16 protein-coding genes are annotated in these 17,695 nt (G+C 71.3%); 7 read left to right on the top strand and 9 right to left on the bottom strand.

The annotated features are described in order from the left end of the window. Nucleotides 1-35 precede the first annotated feature (35 nt). The gene (locus tag DEJ46_RS07570) at nt 36-1,187 is read left to right on the top strand and encodes a glycerate kinase (RefSeq protein WP_150264777.1); all 1,152 of its coding nucleotides are present in this window, start codon (nt 36-38) and stop codon (nt 1,185-1,187) included. Between the two features lie 63 nt (nt 1,188-1,250). Here the strand turns inward: DEJ46_RS07570 and DEJ46_RS07565 are convergent, their stop codons facing one another. Then, on the bottom strand, nt 1,251-2,450 hold the full coding sequence (locus DEJ46_RS07565; protein ID WP_150264776.1) for a PucR family transcriptional regulator: 1,200 nt from the start codon (nt 2,448-2,450) through the stop codon (nt 1,251-1,253). 195 nt (nt 2,451-2,645) lie between these two features. Between DEJ46_RS07565 and DEJ46_RS07560 the strand changes: the two genes are divergently transcribed. The 5 genes from DEJ46_RS07560 to DEJ46_RS07540 are packed head-to-tail and all read left to right on the top strand — an operon-like array spanning nt 2,646 to nt 7,575. After that, complete coding sequence (locus DEJ46_RS07560) at nt 2,646-3,464, top strand: ABC transporter ATP-binding protein (RefSeq protein WP_150264775.1); 819 nt, start codon at nt 2,646-2,648, stop codon at nt 3,462-3,464. Then, a complete protein-coding gene (locus tag DEJ46_RS07555; RefSeq protein WP_150264774.1) occupies nt 3,461-4,273 on the top strand; it encodes an ABC transporter ATP-binding protein in 813 nt (270 codons plus the stop codon). The genes DEJ46_RS07560 and DEJ46_RS07555 overlap by 4 nt, the downstream gene beginning before the upstream one ends. Further along, complete coding sequence (locus tag DEJ46_RS07550) at nt 4,270-5,160, top strand: branched-chain amino acid ABC transporter permease (RefSeq protein WP_055640585.1); 891 nt, start codon at nt 4,270-4,272, stop codon at nt 5,158-5,160. Before DEJ46_RS07555 ends, DEJ46_RS07550 begins: the two co-directional genes overlap by 4 nt. Then, on the top strand, nt 5,153-6,313 hold the full coding sequence (locus DEJ46_RS07545) for a branched-chain amino acid ABC transporter permease (protein ID WP_150264773.1): 1,161 nt from the start codon (nt 5,153-5,155) through the stop codon (nt 6,311-6,313). Before DEJ46_RS07550 ends, DEJ46_RS07545 begins: the two co-directional genes overlap by 8 nt. Next, entirely contained in the window at nt 6,310-7,575 is a 1,266-nt protein-coding gene (locus tag DEJ46_RS07540; RefSeq protein WP_150264772.1) for an ABC transporter substrate-binding protein, read from the top strand. Before DEJ46_RS07545 ends, DEJ46_RS07540 begins: the two co-directional genes overlap by 4 nt. On the opposite strand, the gene DEJ46_RS07535 is transcribed toward DEJ46_RS07540, so the two are convergent. Next, nucleotides 7,563-8,399: an NAD-dependent epimerase/dehydratase family protein gene (locus tag DEJ46_RS07535; RefSeq protein WP_150264771.1), complete on the bottom strand. Its 837-nt coding sequence runs from the start codon at nt 8,397-8,399 to the stop codon at nt 7,563-7,565. The two genes, DEJ46_RS07540 and DEJ46_RS07535, sit on opposite strands and share 13 nt — an antisense overlap. Before the next feature lie 58 nt (nt 8,400-8,457). On the opposite strand from DEJ46_RS07535, the gene DEJ46_RS40720 reads away from it, so the two are divergent. Continuing rightward, entirely contained in the window at nt 8,458-9,468 is a 1,011-nt protein-coding gene (locus tag DEJ46_RS40720) for a GNAT family N-acetyltransferase (RefSeq protein ID WP_317852172.1), read from the top strand. A 68-nt stretch (nt 9,469-9,536) separates the two neighbouring features. Here the strand turns inward: DEJ46_RS40720 and pssA are convergent, their stop codons facing one another. The 7 genes from pssA to ccrA form a co-directional block, all read right to left on the bottom strand. Then, on the bottom strand, nt 9,537-10,409 hold the full coding sequence (pssA, locus tag DEJ46_RS07525; RefSeq protein ID WP_150274210.1) for a CDP-diacylglycerol--serine O-phosphatidyltransferase: 873 nt from the start codon (nt 10,407-10,409) through the stop codon (nt 9,537-9,539). After that, complete coding sequence (locus DEJ46_RS07520; protein ID WP_150264770.1) at nt 10,402-11,058, bottom strand: phosphatidylserine decarboxylase; 657 nt, start codon at nt 11,056-11,058, stop codon at nt 10,402-10,404. Before DEJ46_RS07520 ends, pssA begins: the two co-directional genes overlap by 8 nt. Before the next feature lie 169 nt (nt 11,059-11,227). Further along, entirely contained in the window at nt 11,228-12,433 is a 1,206-nt protein-coding gene (locus DEJ46_RS07515) for an acyl-CoA dehydrogenase family protein (RefSeq protein ID WP_150264769.1), read from the bottom strand. Nucleotides 12,434-12,435: 2 nt separating this feature from the next. Next, a complete protein-coding gene (locus tag DEJ46_RS07510) occupies nt 12,436-12,960 on the bottom strand; it encodes a MaoC family dehydratase (protein ID WP_030320137.1) in 525 nt (174 codons plus the stop codon). A gap of 4 nt (nt 12,961-12,964) precedes the next feature. Further along, the gene (locus DEJ46_RS07505; RefSeq protein ID WP_024759161.1) at nt 12,965-13,930 is read right to left on the bottom strand and encodes an HpcH/HpaI aldolase/citrate lyase family protein; all 966 of its coding nucleotides are present in this window, start codon (nt 13,928-13,930) and stop codon (nt 12,965-12,967) included. After that, nucleotides 13,927-15,963: a protein meaA gene (locus tag DEJ46_RS07500; RefSeq protein WP_150264768.1), complete on the bottom strand. Its 2,037-nt coding sequence runs from the start codon at nt 15,961-15,963 to the stop codon at nt 13,927-13,929. Before DEJ46_RS07500 ends, DEJ46_RS07505 begins: the two co-directional genes overlap by 4 nt. Nucleotides 15,964-15,977: 14 nt before the next feature. Continuing rightward, the gene (gene ccrA / locus DEJ46_RS07495) at nt 15,978-17,315 is read right to left on the bottom strand and encodes a crotonyl-CoA carboxylase/reductase (RefSeq protein WP_150264767.1); all 1,338 of its coding nucleotides are present in this window, start codon (nt 17,313-17,315) and stop codon (nt 15,978-15,980) included. Nucleotides 17,316-17,695: the final 380 nt, after the last annotated feature.

Here is a 17,695-nt window from a genome sequence, read left to right as displayed (position 1 = left end):
GGCGCGACTGCACGTTCGAAAGCAAGGGATGCAAGGTGACGGACGGAGCAGCAACTCAGGTCGCTCACGTGCTCGTGGCGGCTGACAAGTTCAAGGGTTCGCTCACGGCCGTACAGGTCGCGGAGCGGGTCACAGCAGGACTGCGACGGGTCGTCCCCGAGCTGACGGTGGAGACCCTGCCCGTCGCCGACGGCGGCGACGGCACGGTCGCGGCCGCGGTCGCGGCCGGGTTCGAGCGCCGCGAGGTGCGTGTGACGGGACCGCTCGGCGAGCAGGTCACCGCGGCCTACGCGCTGCGCGGCACCACGGCGGTCGTCGAGATGGCGGAGGCCTCCGGCCTCCAGCTCCTGCCCGCCGGGGTCTTCGCCCCGCTCACCGCGACCACGTACGGCTCCGGTGAACTCCTCCGCGCGGCCCTCGACGCCGGCGCGACCACCATCGTCTTCGGCGTCGGCGGCAGCGCCACCACCGACGGCGGCGCCGGCATGCTCGCCGCGCTCGGCGCCCGGTTCCTCGACGAGGCCGGCGAGCCCGTCGGCCCCGGCGGCGCACCGCTCGCCGACCTCGCCACGGCCGACCTCGGCGGCCTCGACCCCCGCTTCGCGGACGTCGACCTGATCCTCGCGAGCGACGTCGACAACCCGCTCACCGGCCCCAAGGGCGCCCCCGCCGTCTACGGCCCCCAGAAGGGCGCCACCCCGGACGACGTCCGCACCCTGGACGCGGCCCTCGCCCACTTCGCCACCGTCCTGGAGAAGGCCATCGGCCCCAAGGCGGCCGAAGCGGCCGTGGCCCCCGGCGCCGGCGGCGCGGGCGGCATCGGCTACGGCGCGCTCATCCTCGGCGCGAGCTTCCGCCCCGGCATCGAGCTGATGCTGGAGGTCCTCGGCTTCGCCCCCGCCCTGGAGCGGGCCACCCTCGTCATCACCGGCGAGGGCTCCCTGGACGAGCAGACCCTCCACGGCAAGGCCCCGGCGGGCGTCGCCGCGGCGGCCCGCGCGGCCGGCAAGGAGGTCGTCGCGGTCTGCGGCCGCCTGGCCCTGCCCCCCGAGGCCCTCGGCACGGCCGGCATCCGCCGCGCCTACCCCCTCACGGCCCTGGAGCCCGACACCGCCAAGTGCATCGCCAACGCCGGCCCGCTCCTGGAGGACGTCGCGGCGGACATCGCCCGTGACTTCCTGTCGTAGACGTCCGCAGGGCTAGGCGTACGGGCCCGGGCGCCTTTGCCTCCGGGCCCGTACGCGTCGCCCTCACCCCGACGCCGTCAGGCGGAACGCGTCCAGGGCCAAGGTCATCTCCGTGAGATCCCGCGGGCGGGACAGGGACCGTGACGTCAGCTGCTCCAGGCGGCGCAGGCGGTTGAAGACCGTGTTCCGGTGGCAGTACAGGCGGCTCGCCGCCCGCCCCGCCGAACCCTCGCAGTCGAGCCACACGTCCAGCGTCTCCAGGAGGACCGCCCGGTCCGCCGGGTCCAGTTCCAGGAGGCCGCCCAGGACGTCCGAGACCAGCAGGCTCGCCATCTCCGGCTGGCCCACCACCAGCGCCCCCGCCATCCGCCGGTCCAGCCGCACGATCTGCCGGCTCCCCGGCGGGCACGTGCGCAGGGCCAGCTCCGCCAGGCGGCGCGCCCGGCCCAGCTCCGTCAGGCCGACGACGACGGGACTGATCCCGCCCGGCCCCGGGCACCGCCCGTCGAGGAGCTCCGACAGCGCGTCCAGACCGGTCTCCCCGGCCAGCGCCACCACCCCGATCTCGCAGTCCGCGCCCATCCGCCACAGGAAGCGCACGCCCTCGCCCTGCACCTGCCGGTGGAACGGCTCCCGCTCCTCCCGCCGGTCGTAGCGCAGCACCACCACCGCGTACCGCCCCTGCTCCGGCAGGTCCAGACCCGCCGCAGCCCGCGCCACCAGCTCGGGCGCCCGCTGCCCCTGCAGCAGCGCGTCCAGGAGCGCCTGGAGCTGCTCGTCGGTACGGCGGCGCAGCTCCGCCTCCCTCGACCGGTACGCCTCCGACGCCGTGTCCGCCTGCGCGTCCACCGCCGACCACACCGTCGTCGCCGACTGCATCAGCGCCGCCAGCTGCGCCGCGTCCGCCCCCGCGCCCTCGATCAGCGCGTCCCACACGAGATGCCCGGCATGCCGGTACGCGTGCACGACCAGCTCCAGCGGCATGCCCTGCGCGGCCCGCCGTCTGCCCATCTCCTCCGCGTGTTCGAGGTCCCGCCGGGGCGAGTTCCGGGGCGCCGAGATCATCTCGATCCCGATCCGCATCGCCTCGTGGGCCTCCTGCCAGTGCTGGTCGTACGGCAGGATCCGCCCGTAGGCGGGCTCGTACGCGTGCAGCTCCCTCAGATGCTCGTCCACCAGCTCCGGTACGCGCTCCAGAAGCGCCGTGCACGCCCCCGCGAGCACCTTCCAGTCGTCACCGGTCCGCCGTCTGCGCCGTCCCATGCCCGGAGGATCCACCTCCCCGGGCCCCTCGGCACACCCCTGACGCGCAGCGTTGTGCGCATGCACAGCCCATCGCCGTCCCCGCTGGTCACCGGCAGCGATTCGGCCGCCGGGCGTGGACGGGCGGTCCGGCGCGGTGCTGGGGTGAGCGCCACTGAACGGCCGAGTAACAAAGGCGGCCGGGGAAGGGGATCCATGGGAGGAACCGCACCCGCCCTGGAGGTCAAGGACCTCACGGCGGGATACGGACCGGTGCGCGCGCTGCGCCAGGTGTCGCTGACCGTACCGGCGGGCGCCGTCGTCACCGTCCTGGGCGGCAACGGCGCCGGCAAGTCGACCCTGCTGCGGGCCGTCTCGCGCACCCTGCGGTTCCACGGCGGGTCCGTGGTCTCCGGCACGGTGAGCCGCGACGGCCGGCCCCTCGACGGGCTGCCGCCCGACCGGGTCGTCGCCGCCGGCGTCTCCCAGGTGCCGGAGGGCCGCCAGGTCTTCGCCCGGATGACCGTCGAGGACAACCTGCGCGCCGGAGCCCTCGGCCGCCGCGGCGACCGCGCCGCGAAGGCCGCCGCACTGCGCCGGGTCCACGAGCTCTTCCCGGTCCTCGCCGACCGCGCCCGCCAGCAGGCCGGGCTGCTCTCCGGCGGCGAACAGCAGATGCTCGCTGTCGGCCGCGCCCTGATGGCCGCGCCGGGCCTGCTCCTCCTCGACGAGCCGTCCCTCGGCCTCGCCCCGCTGATGGCCGCCCGGATCGCGGACGCCGTCCGCGAGATCAACGCCCAGGGCACGGCCGTGCTCCTCGTCGAGCAGAACGCGGCGCTCGCCCTGCGCCTCGCCTCCCGCGCGTACGTCCTGGAGGTCGGCGAGGTCACCCTCTCAGGGCCCGCCGCCGAACTCGCCGCCTCCGACGAGGTCCGCCGCCGCTATCTGGGCGTGGTCGACGAGGACGCCGCCGCCGACGCGGCCGACGCCCGCGCCGCGCACCCGGTCCTGTCCCGCTGGGAGGAGACCCGATGACCGACACACCCCCGCCCGGCCCGGCCGGCGGCCCCGACGTCCCCGCACTCGTCGTCGAGGACCTGACCGTACGGTTCGCCGGGCTCACCGCCCTCGACGGCATCGGCTTCACCGTCCGGCCCGGCACCGTCCACGCCCTCATCGGCCCCAACGGCGCCGGCAAGTCCACCTGCTTCAACGTGCTCTCCGGCGTCTACCGGGCCACCACCGGCTCGGTCCGCCTCGGCCCGCACGAACTGACCGCCCTGCCCCCGCACCGGATCGCGGACCTCGGCGTCGGCCGGATCTTCCAGAACCTGGCCCTGCCGCCCCGCGCCACCGTCGAGGACAGCCTGATGCTCGGCCGCCACCGGCTCACCCGCACCGGCTTCCTCGCCGCCGGACTCCGGCTCCCCTCCGCCGCCCGCGAGGAGGCCCGCCACCGGGCCAGGGTCCGGGAGATCGCCGCCTTCGTCGGCCTGGAGAAGCAGCTCGCGCAGCCCGCGGGCTCCCTCCCGTACGGGCAGCAGAAGCTCGCCGAACTCGCCCGCGCCCTCTGCATGGAGCCGAAGCTCCTCCTCCTCGACGAACCCGTCGCCGGCATGACCGCCGACGAGCGGCGTCGTACGGCCTCCGTCATCGCGGGCGTCCGCGACGGCCTCGGCATCTCGGTCCTCCTCGTCGAGCACGACATGGGCCTGGTGATGCGGCTCGCCGACTCCGTCACCGTCCTCGACTTCGGCCGCCGCATCGCCGACGGATCCCCCGGCGACGTCCAGAACGACCCGGCGGTCGTCCGCGCCTACCTCGGAGAGGAGACCGCCGCGTGAGCACCTTCGCCGAGTTCCTGATCAACGGCGTCTCACTGGGCTCGATCTACGCCCTCATCGCCCTCGGCTTCGTGGTCATCTTCCGCGCCACCGAGGTCGTCAACTTCGCCCACGCCTCCCTCCTCCTGGCCGGCGGCTACGTGACCGCCGTGCTCCACGACGAGATCGGCTTCTGGCCCGCGCTGCTCGCCGGTATCGCGGGCGCGGCGGTGGTCGGCGCGGCCGTCGAGTTCTTCGTGATGCGCCGCCACCGGGGTGCCGACCACAGCGTCCTCGCGATCGTCACCATCGGCGTCGACATCCTGCTCGCCACCGAGCTGACGCGGCGGATCGGCACCGACATCCTCGCCCTCGGCGACCCGTGGGGCGATGCCGTCCTCACCGTCGGCCCGGTCACCATCGCCCAGACCCGGATCGCCGCGCTCCTCGTCGCGGCCCTCCTGATCACCGCCTTCCTGCTCGCCTTCCGCTACACGTCCTGGGGCGTCGCCATGCGCGCCGCCGCCGAGAACCAGGAGACCGCCGCCCTCATGGGCATCAGGCTCGGCCGGGTCTCGCTCGGGGCCTGGGCGGTCGCCGGCGCACTCGCCGCCGTCGCCGCGCTCTTCCTCACCGTCTTCCCGACGCCCGGCCTGGAACGGGCCACCTCGCTCGCCGCCCTGAAGGCCTTCCCCGCCGCGATCCTCGGCGGCCTCGACTCCACCACGGGCGCCCTCGTCGGCGGACTCCTCGTCGGCATCACCGAGTCCCTCGCCACCGGCTACCAGAGCGACCTGGCCTTCCTCGGCCGGGGCATCGGCGACCTCGCCCCCTACCTCGTCATGGTCGCGGTGCTGCTGATCCGCCCGGCCGGACTCTTCGGCACGAAGGAGCTCGCCCGTGTCTGAGACCCTCGCCCGGAGCGGCCTGCGGGTCCACACCCCCGCGCTGTACGGCTGGGCCGCGGCCGCCCTCGTCCTCGTCGCGCTCCCGTTCTACCTGGACCGGTTCTGGCTCCAGGCAGGGCTGTTCGCCATGGCCGCGGCCCTCGGTGCCCTCGGCATCAACCTGTTGACCGGTGCCACCGGCCAACTCTCCATGGGGCACGCCTTCTTCCTCGCCGTCGGCGCCTACGGCTACTGCCTCTTCGCCGGTGACGGCACGGACGGACTCGCCGGTCTCGGACTGCCCGGCTGGCTCGCCGCCGTCCTCGCGGTGGCCCTCGCGGGCCTGGCCGGAGGGGTGTTCAGCCCCATCGCGGGCCGGCTGCGCGGCGCGTACCTCGGCATCGCCACCCTCGCCCTGATCTTCATCGGGCAGCACGTGCTCTTCAACGCCCATGACCTCACCGGCGGTTACAACGGCCGCGCCGTCCCGCCCCTCTCCCTCTTCGGCCTCACCTTCGACGACACCGAACTCCTCGTCGCCCAGGTCCCGTTCGGCGCTGTCGAGAAGCTCTGGTACCTGGGCCTCGCCCTCCTCCTCGGCGGGGTGCTCTTCGCCCGCGGAGTCCTCAGGGGCCGCCCGGGGCGCGCCATGAACGCGATCCGGGACCACCGGATCGCCGCCGGGGTCATGGGCATCCCCGTGGCCCGCTACCGCGCCGCCGTCTTCGTCCTCTCCTCGATGTACGCGGGCCTGGCAGGCGTCCTGCTCGCCCTGGTCTTCCAGCGCACCGTGCCGGAGTACTTCGGCATGGCGCTCTCCCTCGAATACCTGGCCATGATCGTCATCGGCGGTCTCGGCTCGGTCGCCGGCGCGGTGGCCGGAGGCGTCTTCGTCTCCCTCCTGCCGCAGCTCCTCACCCGGTACAGCGACGCGCTGCCCCTGGTCTCCGCCCCCGGGACGGGCGGGATCGCACCGGGGGAGGCCTCGCGCTACCTCTACGGCGCGGCCGTCGTCGCGGTGGTGCTGTTCCTGCCCGGCGGCCTGGCCCGCCTCGCCGCGCGAAAACCCCAGAGCCCCACCCCACCCGAGAGCCCCACCACACCCCAGAACCCCACACCCAAGAGCCCCACACCCACCTCTTCTTCCACCGAACCCTCAGGGGAGGCACGATGAACCACCGACGACAGGCCGTGCGGGGCCTGGCCGCCGCGCTCGCCGCACTGGTCGCCCTCACCGCCGCCGGATGCAGCTCGAAGGCCAAGACCGGCGACGGCAAGCAGACCGGCGCGGGCGGGGTGAAGACCGGCGAGGGCGTCACCGACAAGACGATCGCGCTGGGCGCCCTCACCGACATGACCGGCGTGTACGCGACCCTCGGCAAGAGCGTCACCCAGGCCCAGCAGCTGTACGTGAAGCAGGTCAACGCCGCCGGCGGGATCTGCGGCCGGCAGCTGTCGCTCACGGTCCGCGACCACGGCTACGACCCGCAGAAGGCGCTCGCCGCCTACACCGAGCTGGAGCCGAAGGTCGTCGGCTACACCCAGTTCATCGGCTCCCCGTTCGTCGCCGCGGTCAAGCCCCAGGTCGACGGCAAGGACAAGGGGCTCGTCCTGCCCCAGGCCTGGTCCGCCTCGCTGCTCGGCTCCCCGTACATCCGCGTCCTCGGCGCCACGTACGACGTCGAGACGATCAACGCCGTCGACTTCCTGCTCAAGGAGAAGGGCCTGAAGTCCGGAGACAAGCTCGGCCACGTCTACTTCGAGGGCGACTACGGCGAGAACGCCCTGAAGGGCTCGAAGTACGCGGCCGGGAAGGCCGGTCTGACCGTCGTCGAGCAGAAGATCAAGCCCACCGACAACGACATGTCGGCGCAGGTCTCGGCGCTCAAGCAGGCCGGGGTCAAGGCCGTCGTCATCAGCGCGGGCCCCCGCCAGGCGGCCTCGCTCGTCGGCGTCGCCGCGGCCACCGGCCTCAAGGTCCCGGTCGTCGGCAACAACTCGGCGTTCGCGCCGCAGCTCCTGGGCACCCAGGCGGGTCCCGCCCTGGAGAAGATGTACTGGTTCGCCTCGCCGAGCCTGCCCATCGGCGCGGACACCCCGACGGCGAGGAAGCTCGTCGCCGACTACCAGGCCGCCTACCCGGGCGACAGCCTCGACAACGGCATCGTCGCCGGCTGGACCGCGGCCGGCGTCTTCGGCGAGGCGCTGAAGAAGGCCTGCGCGGACAAGGACCTCACCCGCGAGGGCGTCGACAAGGCGCTCCTGAGCCTGAAGGCCCACGACGCGGGCTTCGGCATGACCCACGACCTGGGCGACCCGAAGGCACCTTCCTCCCTTGAGTCCGTCATCATCCAGCCCGACAAGTCCGTCCCCGGCGGCATGCGCACCGTCCGGAAGCCCTTCGTCGCGGAGGCGGCGAAGTCCTACACGCCCTGATCCGTGAACCCGGTCCGCCAGGACGGGCGGGCCGGGGTCCAGCCGAGGGCCCGGGCCCGGGCGTTCACCGCGCCCCGGGCCCAGGGCGTCCGCCCCTCGGCCCGCGCCGGGGCCGGGACACCGAGCACCTCCGCCAGGACCGGCAGCCAGTCGTGACCGGCGGCGGGCTCGTCGTCCACCACGTTGTACGCCCCCGAGGGCCACGCGAGGGCCCGTACGGCCGCGTCGGCGGCATCGGCGACGTGCACGAACGAGCTCACCGAGGCGTCCGCCGCCGTGCTGCCCAGGAACCGGGCCTCCGGGTCCCCGGCCAGCGCGGCGGCCACCGCGCCGTCCGGCGCGTACCAGGTGCCGGGCCCGTAGAGGATCCCGTACCGCAGGACCACGGCCTCGGGGAGCTCGGACACCACGGCCTCCAGGGCCCGCACCCCGGCGACGATCCTCGCCCGGGGCAGCTCCTCCGTCCCGTCGAGCGGTACGGACTCGTCGGCCGGCGCGTCCCCGGGGGCGTACGCCCAGCTGATCGACTGCGCGACGATCCGCCCGACGCCCGCCTCCCGCGCCGCGTCCACGAGGTTCCGGGTGCCCTCGATCCGCACCCGGTTGTTCGCGGCGCCGTCCGCGCCGCCCAGGTCCGTCAGCTGGTGCACCACGGCGTCCGGCGCGGCCTCGGCCACCGCCCGGCGCACCGCCCCGGCATCGAGCACGTCCACCGGGCGCGGACCGCGCCGGGAGATGCCCACGACCTCGTGCCCCGCCGCTTCGAGGCGGGGAACGAGCTGACGACCCACGGCGCCCGTGGCGCCCGCGACCAGTACACGCATGCGCCCCAGCGTAAAAGATCTTCACCTCCCGGAAACATCCCGGTGTGAAGCTCGGGCCATGACTGCACGCATGACCGCGCACATCGAGGAGAACCGCTCCCACCCGGACCTCGCCGCCCTGCTCGGCGCCTACCACCTGGTCAACCAGGCCGAGAAGGGGACGGCCGTGGAGACGGTCGCGGAGCTCCCGGCCGTATACCGCGCCGAGACCGAGGACCCCGCCGCCGCCTTCGCCGCCGACACGGTCCTGCTGGCCACCCCCGCCGGCGCCGACGCCCCGGCCGGCTGCGTCGTCCTCAAGGCGCCCCGCGAGGGCCGACCCCCCGAGATCAAGCGGCTCTGGGTCGCACCCGAGGCCCGGCGGAAGGGCCTCGCGAAGACGCTCATGGCCGAGGCCCTGCGCCGGGCCGCCGCCTCCGGAGCACCCGCCGTGCGCCTCACGGTCTGGTCCTGGCGCGAGGAGCCGCTCGCCCTCTACCGGAGCCTCGGCTTCGCCACCGTCGCCCCCTGGGACGAGCGGCCGGACCTCCTCTGCCTGGAGAAGCCGGTCGACGCCGTCACGCTCCTGTCTCCCGAGGCGGTACGGGCCCACGCCGCCGGCGCTCTTGCCGCGCTCCTCGTGGACGCCGTCGACGGCGGGGCCTCCGTGGGCTTCCTGGCGCCCCTGGAGACGGCCGTGGCGGCCGCCTGGTGGTCGGGCGTCGCCGAGGAGGCCGCGGCGGGCACACGGGACGTCTGGGCCTCCCACGCCCCGGACGGCGGCCTGACCGGTGTCGTGACCCTCGTCCGTACCGGCACCGCCAACGGCCGGCACCGCGGCGAGATCGCCCGGCTCCTCGTCCACAGCTCCGCCCGCGGCCGCGGCCTCGGACGGCGCCTGCTCGACACGGCCGAGGCCCACGCCGCCGCGACCGGCCTCACCCTGCTGGTCCTGGACACCCAGACCGACAGCCCCGCCGAGCGCCTCTACCGGGGAGCGGGCTGGACGGCCGCCGGCGCGATCCCCGACTTCGCCGCAGACCCGGCCGGCACCCTCCGCCCCACCACGCTGTACTACAAGAAGCTCTAGGGCATGCGAAAGGGCCCCGGGAGGCTCGTCGCCTCCCGGGGCCCTTCACGTACCGCTTGTTCGTTCCGCTACCGCAGCTGCGCCGCGCGGGCCTCCCGGCTCTCACGCCGGTTGCCGCGGAAGGTGTTCACCCGGCGGGCCGTCGCGAAGAGGGGGATCACGGCGCCCATCACCACCTGGAGCGCACACCCGGTCTGGAGCAGGAACGCCCCGCCCGGGGCGTCGAACGCCCAGGCGGCCAGCATGCCCATCGCTCCGACGATCCAGCCGAGCATCGCCACCGCGAGGACACCCCGCGGCTTGGGGTACTCGACCCGGCTCACCATCAGCCAGGCCACCCCGATGATCGCGAGGAGCGTCGGGACGAACGGCAGCTCCAGAAGCACGATCGAGACGACCGTCAGCGCGCCGAAGGGGCTCGGCATGCCCTGGAACATGCCGTCCTTCATCGTCACGCACGAGAATCTCGCGAGCCTCAGCACCACGGCGAGCAGCACCGCGACCGCGGCCACCGCCGAGACCTTCTGCTGTGCGCCGTCCGGCACCGCGACCATTCCGTACACGAGGACGAAGTAGGCCGGGGCCAGACCGAAGCTGATGAGGTCCGACAGGTTGTCGAGCTCGGCGCCCATCGGCGAGCTGCGGAGCTTGCGCGCCACGATGCCGTCGAAGAGGTCGAAGATCGCCGCGGCCAGCATCAGGATCACGGCGGTGGCGGCGCTGTTGCGCGCCATGCCGGTCTCCGTGCTGCCGGTGAGGTGCGGGATCAGGATGCCGGTCGTCGTGAAGTAGACCGCCATGAAGCCGCACGTGGCGTTACCGAGCGTGAGGGCGTCCGCTATGGACAGCCTCAACGACAGCGGCATCTCCTCGGCCTCTTCGGCCGCCTCCGCCTCGGCGTCGGCAGCCCATTCGGCAGCGCGTGTGTCGGGATCAATCACGGTCAATGCGAGTCACCCCCGCGGTTGTGGCCTGGCCGACCTCGACGGCGACCTCGACACCCTCCGGGAGGTAGATGTCGACCCGCGAGCCGAAGCGGATCAGACCGATCCGGTCACCCTGCTCGACCTTCGTCCCCTGCGGGATGTACGGCACGATGCGTCGTGCGACGGCACCCGCGATCTGGACCATCTCGATGTCGCCGAGCTCGGTGTCGAAGTGCCAGACAACGCGCTCGTTGTTCTCGCTCTCCTTGTTGAACGCCGGCACGAACCCACCGGGGACGTGCTCCACGGACGTCACGGTGCCGGCCAGCGGCGCGCGGTTGACGTGGACGTTCAGCGGGCTCATGAAGATGGCGACCCGGGTGCGCCCGTCCTTCCACGGCATGATGCTCTGCACCACACCGTCGGCGGGGGAGATGACCCGGCCCTGAGCGATCTCGCGCTCGGGGTCGCGGAAGAACCACAGCATGCCGGCCGCGAGAGCGGTGGTCGGCACGGCGATGGCCGCGGCGCGCTTCGAGTTGCGGGAGCGCACGAGGCTGAGCGCCGCGGTGGCCACGGTCGGCAGAAGCCACGGCGATGCTCCGCGTGCGATGCGTACGCCCTTGAGGCTGTCGCGATGTGCAGAGGTTCGACTGTCGGGCATGGATGACCTTCGTAGCGGATGATGCCGCACTGGCAACGGGGGACGGCGGCTTTCCGGCGATGCTATCGGTTGCGGGGCGCAACTGGGCAAGCCAGGAACCGAGTCGACGGCCGGAAGGCGAACACAGGGTGTGATCTTCTTCGCGGCCGAACCGACTCAAACGCGACAATCAACCCTGGAATCGGTACTCCTCCAGGAGCCGACGACCAATGATCATTTTCTGGATCTCGGCGGTACCTTCACCGATGAGCAGCATCGGCGCCTCGCGGTAGAGACGCTCGATCTCGTACTCCTTGGAGAACCCGTAACCGCCGTGGATGCGGAAGGCATCCTCGACGACCTCCTTGCAGTATTCGGAGGCGAGGTACTTCGCCATCCCTGCTTCGAGGTCGTTTCGTTCCCCGGAGTCCTTTTTGCGTGCTGCGTTCACCATCATGGCATGAGCGGCCTCGACCTTGGTAGCCATCTCGGCAAGCTTGAACTGAATCGCCTGGTGTTCGGCGATCGGCTTGCCGAAAGTGTGACGTTGCTGGGCATAAGAGACACCCAGTTCGAAAGCACGCTGTGCGACACCGCAACCACGCGCCGCCACGTTCACGCGGCCGACTTCCACGCCGTCCATCATTTGGTAAAACCCGCGGCCGGTCGTGCCGCCGAGCACCCGATTGGCCGGAATGCGCAGTCCGTCCATGATGAGCTCGGTCGTGTCGACGCCCTTGTAACCCATCTTGTCGATCTTCCCGGGGATGGTGAGGCCGGGGCGGACCTCTCCGAAGCCGGGCTCCTTCTCGACGAGGAAGGTCGTCATCGACTTGTGGGGGGCGGTGCCCTCCGGGTGTCCTTCGTCACTTCGGACGAGAACGGCGACCAGCGTTGACGTTCCGCCGTTCGTCAGCCACATCTTCTGGCCGTTGAGGACGTACTCGTCGCCGTCCTTGACCGCCTTCGAGGTGATGGCCGACACGTCCGAGCCGAGGCCCGGCTCCGACATCGAGAAGGCGCCGCGCGTCTCGCCGGCCGCCATCCGCGGAAGGAAGTAGTCCTTCTGCTCCTGCGTGCCGTGCTGCTTCAGCATGTACGCGACGATGAAGTGCGTGTTGATGATGCCGGAGACCGACATCCAGCCGCGGGCGATCTCCTCCACGCACAGCGCGTAGGTGAGCAGCGACTCGCCCAGGCCCCCGTACTCCTCGGGGATCATCAGACCGAAGAGGCCGAGCTCCTTGAGCCCGTCGACGATCTGCTGGGGGTACTCGTCGCGGTGCTCCAGCTCGGTGGCGACCGGGATGATCTCCTTGTCGACGAACTCCCGGACGGTCTTGAGGATCTCCTGCTGGACGTCCGTGAGCCCGGCGGTCTGGGCGAGTCGGGCCATGGCTACTTCTCCGTCTTCTTGGCGGGCTCGATCAGCTCGGGGCGGCCGGGCTGCTCGCCGCCGCGCTCCTTGATGTACGTCTCGGTGGGCACCATCACCTTGCGGCGGAAGACGCACACGAGGGTGCCGTCCTGCTTGTAGCCCTTGGTCTCGACGTAGACGATGCCGCGGTCGTTCTTCGACTTCGACGGGGTCTTGTCCAGGACCGTCGTCTCGCCGTAGATCGTGTCCCCGTGGAAGGTCGGCGCCACGTGCCGCAGCGACTCGATCTCCAGGTTGGCGATGGCCTTGCCGGAGACGTCCGGCACGGACATGCCGAGCAGCAGCGAGTAGATGTAGTTGCCGACGACGACGTTCTTGCCGAAGTCCGTCGTGTTCTCGGCGTAATTCACATCCATGTGCAGCGGATGGTGGTTCATCGTCAGCAGACAGAAGAGATGGTCGTCGTACTCGGTGACCGTCTTTCCGGGCCAGTGCTTGTAGACGGCACCGACTTCGAACTCTTCGTAGGTACGGCCGAACTGCATGGTGCTACGCCTCCGGGATCTCGAACTTGCTGGTGCGCTGCATGCCGGCGGCGCGGCCCTTGCCGGAGATGACCAGGGCCATCTTGCGGGAGGCCTCGTCGATCATCTCGTCGCCGAGCATCGCGGAGCCCTTCTTCCCGCCGGCCTCGGACGTGTAGTAGTCGTACGCGTCGAGGATGAGCTCGGCGTGGTCGAAGTCCTCCTGCGCGGGCGAGAAGATCTCGTTCGCGGCGGCGACCTGGTCCGGGTGCAGCACCCACTTGCCGTCGAAGCCCAGGGCGGCGGCGCGCTGCGCGACGGCCTTGTAGCCCTCCGGGTTGCGGATCTGGAGGTAGGGGCCGTCGATCGCCTGGAGGTTGTTGGCGCGGGCGGCCATCAGGATGCTCATCAGGATGTGGTGGTAGGCGTCCGCCGGGTAGCCCGGCGGCTGCTCGCCCACGACCAGCGACTTCATGTTGATGGAGGCCATGAAGTCGGCCGGGCCGAAGATGATCGTCTCGACGCGCTGGGAGGCCTGCGCGATCGCGTTGACGTTGACGAGGCCCTGGGCGTTCTCGATCTGCGCCTCGATGCCGATCTTGCCGACCTCGAAGCCCATCGTCTTCTCGATCTGCGTGAGCAGCAGGTCGAGCGCCACGATCTGCTGGGCGTCCTGGACCTTCGGCAGCATGATGCAGTCGAGGTTCTGGCCGGCGCCCTCGACGACCGTGACGACGTCGCGGTACGTCCAGTGGGTCGTCCAGTCGTTGACGCGCACGACGCGGGTCTTGCCGGTCCAGTCGCCCTCGTTGAGGAACTTCACGATGGTGTGGCGGGCCTCGGGCTTGGCCAGCGGCGCGCAGGCGTCCTCCAGGTCGAGGAAGACCTGGTCGGCGGCGAGGCCCTGGGCCTTCTCCAGGAACCGCGGGTTGGAGCCGGGGACCGCGAGGCAGGAGCGACGCGGACGCAGACGGTTCACGGGGCTGGTCATGCGGGGACCTCCGTACTTTCAAGGGGGCTGAGCTTGTTCGCTTGCCGGATCTCGTCGACGATACGGCCGATGATCTCCGTGATGCCGAAGTCCTTCGGTGTGAAGACGGCGGCGACACCCGCACGCTTCAGATCTGCGGCGTCGGCGTTCGGGATGATCCCGCCGACGATGACCGGCACGTCGGTCGCGCCCGCCTCGCGGAGGCGGTCGAGGACGTCCGGGACCAGCTCGGCGTGCGAGCCGGACAGGATCGACAGGCCCACGCAGTGCACGTCCTCGGCGAGGGCCGCGTTGACGATCTGCTCGGGGGTCAGCCGGATGCCCTGGTAGACCACCTCGAAACCGGCGTCACGGGCGCGCACGGCGATCTGCTCGGCGCCGTTGGAGTGCCCGTCCAGGCCCGGCTTGCCGACGAGCAGCCGCAGCCGCCCGGCGCCGAGGTCCTCGGCGGTCCGCGCCACCTTCTCCCGCACGAGAGCCAGCGGCGTGCCCGCCTCCGCCGTCACCGCGACCGGGGCCGAGGAGACGCCGGTCGGCGCCCGGAACTCGCCGAAGACCTCGCGCAGGGCCTCGGTCCACTCACCGGTGGTGACCCCGGCGCGGGCGCACTCGAGGGTGGCCTCCATGAGGTTGCCGGTGCCCTTGGCGGCCTCCTTGAGGCGCTCGAGGGCCTTGCAGGGGCGCGGGTGGTTGAACGGCGGCTGGTAGCGGTTGTCCCGCCAGGTCTTCAGCGAGCCGACCACCCGCGCCTCGACGGCCGGGTCGACCGTCATGATCGCGGTGTCCAGGTCGGCGGTGAGGGGGTTCTCCTCCGTCGACTGGAAGATGTTGACGCCGATGATCTTCTCGTCGCCGGCCTCGATCCGGGCGCGCCGCTCGGCGTGCGAGGAGACGAGCTGCGACTTGAGGTAGCCGGACTCGACGGCGGCCATCGCGCCGCCCATCTCCTGGATCCGCTCGATCTCGGCCAGGCACTCCTCGACGAGCGAGTCGACCTTGGCCTCGATGACGTGCGAGCCGGCGAAGATGTCCTCGTACTCCAGCAGGTCGGACTCGTGGGCCAGCACCTGCTGGATGCGGAGCGACCACTGCTGGTCCCAGGGCCGGGGCAGACCGAGCGCCTCGTTCCAGGCGGGGAGCTGCACGGCCCGGGCGCGGGCGTCCTTGGAGAGCGTGACGGCCAGCATCTCCAGGACGATCCGCTGGACGTTGTTCTCCGGCTGGGCCTCGGTCAGACCGAGCGAGTTGACCTGCACGCCGTAGCGGAACCGGCGCTGCTTCTCGTTCTCGATGCCGTAGCGCTCGTGGGTGATCTTGTCCCAGATGCGGCCGAAGGCGCGCATCTTGCACATCTCCTCGATGAAGCGGACGCCCGCGTTCACGAAGAAGGAGATACGGGCGACGACCTCGCCGAAGCGGTCCTCCGGGACCTGACCCGAGTCGCGGACCGAGTCGAGCACCGCGATCGCGGTGGACATCGCGTACGAGATCTCCTGGACCGGAGTGGCTCCCGCCTCCTGCAGGTGGTAGCTGCAGATGTTGATCGGGTTCCACTTCGGGATGTTGTTGACCGTGTACGCGATCATGTCCGTCGTGAGGCGGAGGGAGGGGCCGGGCGGGAAGACGTGCGTCCCGCGCGACAGGTACTCCTTCACGATGTCGTTCTGGGTGGTGCCCTGGAGCTTGGTGATGTCCGCACCCTGCTCCTCGGCGGCCACCTGGTAGAGCGCCAGGAGCCACATCGCCGTGGCGTTGATGGTCATCGAGGTGTTCATCTGCTCCAGCGGGATGTCCTGGAACAGCCGTCGCATGTCACCGAGGTGCGAGACGGGGACGCCGACCCGGCCGACCTCGCCGCGGGCGAGGATGTGGTCGGGGTCGTAGCCCGTCTGCGTCGGCAGGTCGAACGCGACCGAGAGGCCGGTCTGACCCTTGGCGAGGTTGCGCCGGTACAGCTCGTTGGACGCCTCGGCGGTCGAGTGACCGGCGTAGGTCCGCATGAGCCACGGCCGGTCCTTCTGGCGCTCAGTCATCTATGGTCCCGGTGTCAGATGTTACGGAAGCGGTTGATGGCGTCGATGTGCTTCTCGCGCAGCTCCGGGTTGCTGACGCCCAGGCCCTCCTGCGGCGCGAGCGCGAGGACGCCGACCTTGCCCTGGTGCAGGTTCCGGTGGACGTCGTAGGCGGCCTGGCCGGTCTCCTCCAGGGAGTAGACCTTCGACAGGGTCGGGTGGATCTTGCCCTTGGCGATCAGGCGGTTGGCCTCCCACGCCTCGCGGTAGTTGGCGAAGTGCGAGCCGATGATCCGCTTGAGCGACATCCACAGGTAGCGGTTGTCGTACTCGTGCATGTAGCCCGAGGTGGAGGCGCAGGTGGTGATGGTGCCGCCCTTGCGGGTGACGTACACGGAGGCGCCGAAGGTCTCACGGCCCGGGTGCTCGAAGACGATGTCGATGTCCTCGCCGCCGGTGAGCTCGCGGATCTTCGAGCCGAACCGCTTCCACTCCTTCGGGTCCTGGGTGTGCTCGTCCTTCCAGAACTTGTAGCCCTCGGCGTTGCGGTCGATGACCGCGTCGGCGCCCATCGCGCGGCAGATGTCGGCCTTCTCCGGGGAGGAGACGACACAGATCGGGTTGGCGCCGCCGGCGAGGGCGAACTGCGTGGCGTACGAGCCGAGTCCGCCGCTCGCGCCCCAGATGAGGACGTTGTCGCCCTGCTTCATGCCGGCGCCGTTGCGGGAGACCAGCTGGCGGTACGCGGTGGAGTTGACGAGGCCCGGGGAGGCCGCCTCCTCCCAGCTGAGGTGGCCGGGCTTCGGCATCAGCTGGTTCGACTTGACGAGGGCGATCTCGGCCAGGCCGCCGAAGTTGGTCTCGAAGCCCCAGATGCGCTGCTCGGGGTCGAGCATCGTGTCGTTGTGGCCGTCGGAGGACTCCAGCTCGACCGAGAGGCAGTGGGCGACGACCTCGTCGCCGGGCTTCCACGAGTTCACGCCGGGGCCGGTGCGCAGCACGACGCCCGCGAGGTCGGAGCCGATGACGTGGTACGGCAGGTCGTGGCGCTTGCTGAGGTCGCTGAGGCGGCCGTAGCGCTCCAGGAAGCCGAAGGTCGACACCGGCTCGAAGATCGAGGTCCAGACCGAGTTGTAGTTGACCGAGGAGGCCATGACGGCGACCAGGGCCTCGCCCGGGCCGAGCTCGGGCAGGGGCACGTCGTCGAGGTGCAGCGACTTGCGCGGGTCCTTGTCACGGCTGGCGAGCCCCGCGAACATCTCGGCCTCGTCCTTGTGGACGGTGATGCCCCGGTACGACTCGGGGAGCGGGATGTTCGCGAAGTCGGCGGACGTGGCGTCCTTCGACTGGATCGCGGCCAGGATTTCCTTCACGGGTTGCCTCCGGCGGTGAGCGTCCTGAGGGAGGGACGCCTGGGGGTTACGGCGGGAAGTGCTGCTGCTGTGGAGGTGTGCCGTCGGTTCGGCTCAGGTGGTGCGGTGGCGCGGCGCTGGTGGCGCGAGGGTGCCTGTGACGCAGGCGTCCGGGCGCACGAGCCGTCGGCTTGTGGGGACAGCCGGCGAACGAGGTGTTCTCTGCTCGCCGGCCGCCCGGACAACATCAACGTATGACACGCCGTGCCACCGCACAAGGCACTGCGTGCCAACAATTTCACTCAGATGCAATCCGCCCGTCACGGATGAGCGATGATCGATCGAAATCCGCCCTGAACTGGGACGATACGAAGAAGGCCGCCCCCGGAAACCGGGAGCGG

The organism is Streptomyces venezuelae (assembly GCF_008642375.1).
Classification (GTDB): Bacteria; Actinomycetota; Actinomycetes; order Streptomycetales; family Streptomycetaceae; genus Streptomyces; species Streptomyces venezuelae_G.
The sequence above is the reverse complement of the archived record's forward strand: the minus strand, read 5'-3'. Positions and strand labels throughout refer to the sequence as shown.